Consider the following 5,907-nt stretch of genomic DNA (forward strand, 5'->3'; position numbering starts at 1 on the left):
GGGACGACGCGGACGACGGAGCCGGGGGTCCGGCGGGGGACGGTGCGGGGACGGACATGATGACGGTGCTCCTCGCGGTGTCGATGCGTGTGCGTACCCCTCCCGGCGACGCTCGCCGGTCGCGGCACTCGATGGGTTCAGACGGTGCTCCGGTACGGCGGCATGAAGCGCATCCGCGGCATCTGGTCGGCGAGGACTCCCCCGTCGACGACGATCCGCGCCCCGGTGAGATAGGCCCCGGCGTCCGAGGCCAGCAGCAGCAGCGCGCCCACGCACTCGTCGGGCCGCGCGTACCGGCCGAGCGGGATGCGCTCGCGATAGGCGGCCTCGAACGCCTCCCGGTCGAAGGGGAATTCGCCGTCGATGGGGGTCTCGACCATGCCGGGGGCCAGGGTGTTGGCGGTGATGCCGTGCGGGGCGAGTTCCACCGCCAGGGTCTCGGTGAGCAGCTGCGCGGCGGCCTTGGAGGCGTTGTAGTGGGCCAGGCCCGCCTCCGCCACCAGGGCGTTCTTCGAGGTGACGGTGATGATGCGGCCCGGGACGGAGTCCGCCGTCATGTGTTCGGCGACGCGCCGGCTGAGGAAGAAGACGGCGTCGGCGTTGACCCGCATGACGCGCGACCAGCTCGCGGGCGTGATCTCGTTGAAGCGCTCCAGCGCCGCCGTGCCCGCGTTGTTGACGAGGATGTGCAGCGGTCCGGCCTCGGCGCGCACGGTGTCGGCGAAACCGGAGAGCGCCTCGACGTCCGCGAGGTCCTGCCCGTACACGCGGACGCGCCGGCCGAGCGCCTCGACGGCCGCGGCGGTCTCCTCGGCGCCCTCGGCGCCCGGCAGGTCGACGAGGACCAGGTCGGCGCCCGCCTCGGCGAGCCCGACGGCGAAGGCCCGGCCCAGGCCCCGGGCGGCCCCGGTGACGACCGCGGTGCGCCCGGTCAGGTCGAAGCGGTCGACGGGGCGGGGCGGGACGGCTGCGGTCATGGCGGGTCCTCCAGGCAAAGCGGTACGAAGAGGGAGGGCCGCCGCACGGGACACGGGGTGTGCGCGGCGGCCCGGCTGCCGGCGCGGCGCGGGGCGGGGGGGTGCCCGGGCGCCGCGCCGGCAGGTTCACGGGGAACGGCCGGTCAGCCGTTCAGTCCCAGCAGGTCCAGCGACGGGCGGTGGATGATCTCCTCCACCTTGTCCGCGTCGAGCGGCGGCAGCCCGGGGATCCCGGGGATGCGGGCGATCTCCCGCAGCCCCTTCACCGAGTCGTCGACCGTCGTGAACGGGTAGTCGCTGCCGAACATCAGCTTGTCGAAGACCCCGTAGTCCTGGACCAGCCGGAGGCTGTGCCAGAGCTGGAAGGGCCGGTAGTGCAGGGCGCTGATGTCCGCGTACACGTGCGGGTGCTTGCGGATGACCGCGATGCACTCGCCCTCGAAGGGGTGGCCGAGGTGGGCGAGGACCATCCGCAGCTCTGGGTGGCGGATGGCGACCGCGTCCAGGTGCCGGGGCATCGCCCACTCCAGGGGCGCCGTCGACACGAAGGTCGTGCCGGTGTGCACCAGGAGCGGCAGTCCGTGCCGTTCGGCGTAGCCGTACAGCTCGTCGTACTCCTCCGCGGCCGGGTCGAAGCCCGCGTACATCGGCATCAGCTTGATGCCGCGCAGGCCCAGTTCCTGGTGGCCGTACCGGAGTTCGTCCTGCCAGCCGGGCTGGGTGGGGTCGAGCGAGAGATAGCCGATGAGCCGGTCCGGGTGCTGTCCGGCGTACGCGGCCACGGCGGCGTCGTCGACCCACAGTCCGCTGCGCCGCGCCTTGCCGCCGACCACGATCGTGCGGGTGCCCTCGGGGGCGGTGGCGGCGTACTCCTCCCAGGTCACCGTCAGGTCGACCTCGCCCGCGTGGGCGCGCGCGGAGTCCGACTTGAACGGGTCGGTGAAGTCGTGGCTGTGCCGGAAGAGGTGGGAGTGGACGTCGACGATCATGTCCGGTTCCGCTTCTCCCAGCCGTCCGCGAACATGTTCCAGAAGCGGTGGCTGGGCGGGTGCTCCTCGAAGACCTCGTCGACGAGTTCGACGCCGAGCCCCGGAGCGGTCGGCAGGCCGACGTGGCCGTCGGCGATCGGGAGGGTGCCCTTGAGCGCGTCGAAGACGTAGTCCTCCAGGAGTCCGTCGAAGGTCTCGAGGATCTTGAAGTTGGGGATGCCGAGCGTCGCGTGCACCGAGACGGTGGTGCAGAGCGGCGAGTTGGAGTTGTGCGGGGCCACCAGCATGCCGTGGGTGTCGGCGATCGCGGCCAGCTTGCGGACCTCGGTCAGGCCGCCGGCCATCGAGAGGTCGGGCTGGATGATGTCGACCGCGTTCGTGGCGAACAGCTGCTTGTACTCGTAGCGGTTGTGGAAGTGCTCGCCGCCGGAGATCGGGAACGCGGCGCGCTGCCGCAGCTCCGCGTAGCGCTCGATGTGGGTCCAGGGCATCGGCTCCTCGAACCAGCCGATGTCGAACGGCTCCAGCTCGCGCACCAGGCGGGCGGCGGTCGGCATGGCGAACCGGGCGTGGCCCTCGATGAACAGGTCGACGTCCGGTCCGATCGCCTCGCGGACCGCGGCCACCAGGTCGACGGAGCGGCGCAGTTCGGCGCGCTCCAGCTCGTGCAGTCCGGGGCCGAACGGGTCGAACTTCAGGGCGGTGAAGCCCTTGGCCACGGTCTCCTTCGCCTTGGCGGCGAAGACCTCGGGCTCGCGTTCGCCGGTGTACCAGCCGTTGGCGTAGACCCGGACGCGGTCGCGGCAGGCGCCGCCGGTGAGGCGGTAGGCGGGCACCCCGAGCGCCTTGCCCATCAGGTCGTACATGGCCTGGTCGAGGCCGGACAGGGCGATGCCGCCCATGTCGCCGCCGCGCAGGAAGTCGCCCTGGTAGACGCGGAGCCACAGCTCCTCGACGTCGAAGGGGTCGGCGCCGATGAGATGCCGCTGGGCGATCGACTCGGTGAGGGCGCAGACCTCGCGGACCCGATAGGGGTGGGTGATCTCGCCGATGCCGGACAGGCCCTCGTCGGTGTGGACCCGGACATAGCCGAAGTCCCGCCAGGAGGTGCCGAGCATCAGGGTCTCGACGCGGCTGATCCGTCCGGCGGGGCCGGCCGGGCGGCTGCTGTTGACGGTGAGCATCAGCGGGTCGCCCCGCCCATGGTGGAGGCGTTCTCCAGGTCGCGGGCGCCGCCCTCGGCGAGGACGGCCCCGACCGCGGCCTCGGTGCCCTCGATGAGACGGTCCACGTCGGCGTCGGTGTGGGCGTAGCTGATGTGGCTGCGCTTTAGGTTGAGCGGCAGCTCGAACAGGCCGTGCTCCAGGAGCCTGCGGCGGTAGCCGACGAACAGCGAGGCGTCGTTGTTCAGCAGGTCCGCGTAGGTGCGGGGGGCCTCGCCGGGCATGAAGTAGGTGACGAAGACGGAGCCGTAGCCGGTGACGACGGCCGGGACGCCGAGGCGTTCGTACAGCCCGGTCAGTTCGGCGCGGACGCGCTCGCCGAGCCGGAAGACGTGCTCGTGCACGGGCTCCTCGCGGAGCTTGCGCAGGGTGGCGAGGGCGGCGGCGACGACGGACGGGTGGCCGTTGTACGTGCCGGCGAAGAAGGCGGGGGCGCCGGGGATGGTGGAGAAGAGGTCCATCAGGTCGGCGCGGCCGCCGATCGCGCCGACGGGGGCGCCGTTGGCGATGGCCTTGCCGAGGGTGGTGAGGTCGGGGGTGACGCCGGAGATCTTCTGCCAGCCGCCGATGTCGTGGCGGAAGCCGGTGATGACCTCGTCGAAGATCAGGACGCTGCCCGCCTTGGCGGTCTCCTCGCGCAGCGTGGTGAGGAACTCCTGGTACGGCAGGAGCGCGCCGACGTTGTGCGGGACGGGTTCGACGATCACGGCGGCGATGTCGGAGCCGTGCTCGGCGAAGGCGCGGCGGACGGCCTCGCTGTCGTTGAACGGCAGGACGAGGGTGGCGTCCAGGACCTCGGGCAGGATGCCGGTGGAGATCGGGTCGGGTCCGCCGACCTTGTCCGGGGCGGAGATGACGTTGAGGCTGACGGAGTCGTGCCAGCCGTGGTAGCAGCCCTGGAACTTGACGACCAGGCGGCGGCCGGTGGCGGCGCGGGAGACGCGCAGCGCGTGGAAGGTGGCCTCGCTGCCGGTGCTGGTGAGCAGCACCTTCTCGATCGACGGGATCAGCTCGGCGAGCTGTTCGGCGAGGAGGATCTCGCCCTCGGTGACGCCGACGCCCATGTGGCCGAGGGTGGTGCCGGCCTCGGCGGTGGCGCGGGCCACGTCGGGGTCGTTGTGGCCCAGCAGCGGCGGGCCGAACGCCGAGTGGAAGTCGGTGTACTCGCGTCCGTCGGCGGTGCGGAAGCGTGCGCCGTCGGTGCCGGTGACGACGAGATCGGTCAGTCCCGGAACGCTCCGCTGACCGCTGTTCACGCCGCCGGGTACGACCCGGCGGGCGCGCTCGGCGAGTCGGGCTCCGGATGCGTTGCCGGCCGGGCCTGAACTCATATCGCTTGCTCCTTGCGTCGAGAGTCGTCGGTTGTCGCGGGCCCTGCCCGGCCCGTGAGTCCCTGGCGCCATCCGCCCGGCAGTCGCCGCAGGAAGAGGGGTGAATCCGTGGTGCGTGGTGGTGCGTCTCGCGTTTTCCGAACACTGTTCTGTAGAGCAGAACAGTTCCTGGATAGTACGTGCGCCTCCGGGGGCGGTCAACCCCCTTTCGGCCACGAGATCGCCCGTTCTCGGCCGTTCTTCGGGGAGAGGGCAGCAGAAACCCCCTGTCGAGGCACTAAACTGTTCTGCTATGACGAACAGCGCTGCCACAGAAGAACCGAAGTACTGGGTCAAGAGCGTGGCCCGGGCAGCGGACATCCTCGAAGCGCTCGCCGCCCCCGCGCAGGGCAACGGCCTGAGCGTCACGGAGGTCGGCCAGGCCTGCTCGATCTCCAAGAGCGCCGCCTTCGGCATGCTCCAGACCCTCCGCGCCTACGGCCTCGTCTCCGACGACGGCGAGGGCATGAACCGCCGCTACCGGCTCGGGATGAGCCTGGCCCGGCTCGGCGACCGGGCCCGCTCCCAGGTCTCGCTGCGCGGGGTGGCCCGCCCGGTGCTGAGCGAACTCACCCGGGCCACCGGGATGGCGTCCCGGCTCGCGATCCCCGAGGACGGCCACGCGGTCGTGGTGGACCAGGTCGAGCTCGACCAGCGGGTCCGTCTCGACCTGCGGATGGGCCAGCGCGAGCTGCCGCACTGCACGGGCCTGGGCAAGGCGCTGCTGTCCGCGGTGCCGCCGAGCGAGGCCGCCTCGGTCGTCGAGCGGTTCGGCCTGCCCCGGCGCACCTCCCGGACCATCACCGACCCCGCCACCTTCCTGTCGCACCTGCGCGACATCGCCCGGGTCGGTTACGCCCTGGACGACGAGGAGGACGCGGAGGGCATCATCTGCATCGGCGCGCCGGTCTTCGACGACCGCTCGGTGTGCGCCGGGGCCGTCTCGATCACCGGTCTCAAGCTCGGCCTGCCGGCCTGGCGCTACCAGGAACTGGGCGGCCAGGTACGGGACGCGGCCCGCAGGATCAGCCTCTCGCTGGGCTGGGTCGACGACGCGGAGGACGGCGCCTCCGGCTCCGGTGCGACGGATCCGGGCGAGTTCAGGTCTTGACCGATCGACGTGACGCGTCGTAGGTTCCCTGCCAACCGCGACGACATTCCCCCGTCACTCGTGGTTCATCCTCTCTGGTCCGTTTCCGCCGCCTGCCCATCGCGCCGGATCCTTCAAGGGCCTTGACCTTCTTTCAGCCATCCGCCCTTCGGCAGTCCACCGCAGGAACGCTCCCTCACTCCCGGCACTTCTCGGAAGGCGAAGTCCGCATGAGCGTTCCGCACCACCCCACCCCCG

At 71.5% G+C, this 5,907-nt stretch carries 5 protein-coding genes; 1 reads left to right on the forward strand and 4 read right to left on the reverse strand.

Annotated elements, in window-relative coordinates:
* Nucleotides 1–137: 137 nt before the first annotated feature.
* The 4 genes from WA762_RS35195 to WA762_RS35210 all read right to left on the reverse strand — a co-directional run bounded on the left by WA762_RS35195 (nucleotide 138) and on the right by WA762_RS35210 (nucleotide 4,520).
* Entirely contained in the window at nucleotides 138–977 is an 840-nt protein-coding gene (locus WA762_RS35195) for an SDR family NAD(P)-dependent oxidoreductase (RefSeq protein ID WP_335941663.1), read from the reverse strand.
* A 143-nt stretch (nucleotides 978–1,120) separates the two neighbouring features.
* Nucleotides 1,121–1,966: an amidohydrolase family protein gene (locus WA762_RS35200; RefSeq protein WP_335941664.1), complete on the reverse strand. Its 846-nt coding sequence runs from the start codon at nucleotides 1,964–1,966 to the stop codon at nucleotides 1,121–1,123.
* Nucleotides 1,963–3,150 (reverse strand): mandelate racemase/muconate lactonizing enzyme family protein, encoded by a 1,188-nt coding sequence (locus WA762_RS35205; protein ID WP_335941665.1) that lies wholly within the window; start codon nucleotides 3,148–3,150, stop codon nucleotides 1,963–1,965. The genes WA762_RS35200 and WA762_RS35205 overlap by 4 nt, the downstream gene beginning before the upstream one ends.
* Entirely contained in the window at nucleotides 3,150–4,520 is a 1,371-nt protein-coding gene (locus WA762_RS35210) for an aspartate aminotransferase family protein (protein WP_335941666.1), read from the reverse strand. The genes WA762_RS35205 and WA762_RS35210 overlap by 1 nt, the downstream gene beginning before the upstream one ends.
* A 292-nt stretch (nucleotides 4,521–4,812) precedes the next feature.
* Here WA762_RS35210 and WA762_RS35215 point away from each other — a divergent pair, with 292 nt between their 5' ends.
* Nucleotides 4,813–5,670 carry an IclR family transcriptional regulator gene (locus WA762_RS35215; RefSeq protein ID WP_335941667.1) on the forward strand — a complete coding sequence of 286 codons (858 nt, stop codon included), beginning with the start codon at nucleotides 4,813–4,815 and terminating at the stop codon, nucleotides 5,668–5,670.
* The last annotated feature ends 237 nt before the right edge of the window (nucleotides 5,671–5,907 follow it).

Source organism: Streptomyces tyrfis, from assembly GCF_037034285.1.
In the GTDB taxonomy this organism is placed as follows: Bacteria; Actinomycetota; Actinomycetes; order Streptomycetales; family Streptomycetaceae; genus Streptomyces.

Coding starts and splice junctions, on each gene's coding strand:
- WA762_RS35195 (WP_335941663.1), bottom strand. CDS start 977: ATGACCGCAGCCGTCCCGCCCCGCCCCGTCGACCGCTTCGACCTGACC.
- WA762_RS35200 (WP_335941664.1), bottom strand. CDS start 1,966: ATGATCGTCGACGTCCACTCCCACCTCTTCCGGCACAGCCACGACTTC.
- WA762_RS35205 (WP_335941665.1), bottom strand. CDS start 3,150: ATGCTCACCGTCAACAGCAGCCGCCCGGCCGGCCCCGCCGGACGGATC.
- WA762_RS35210 (WP_335941666.1), bottom strand. CDS start 4,520: ATGAGTTCAGGCCCGGCCGGCAACGCATCCGGAGCCCGACTCGCCGAG.
- WA762_RS35215 (WP_335941667.1), top strand. CDS start 4,813: ATGACGAACAGCGCTGCCACAGAAGAACCGAAGTACTGGGTCAAGAGC.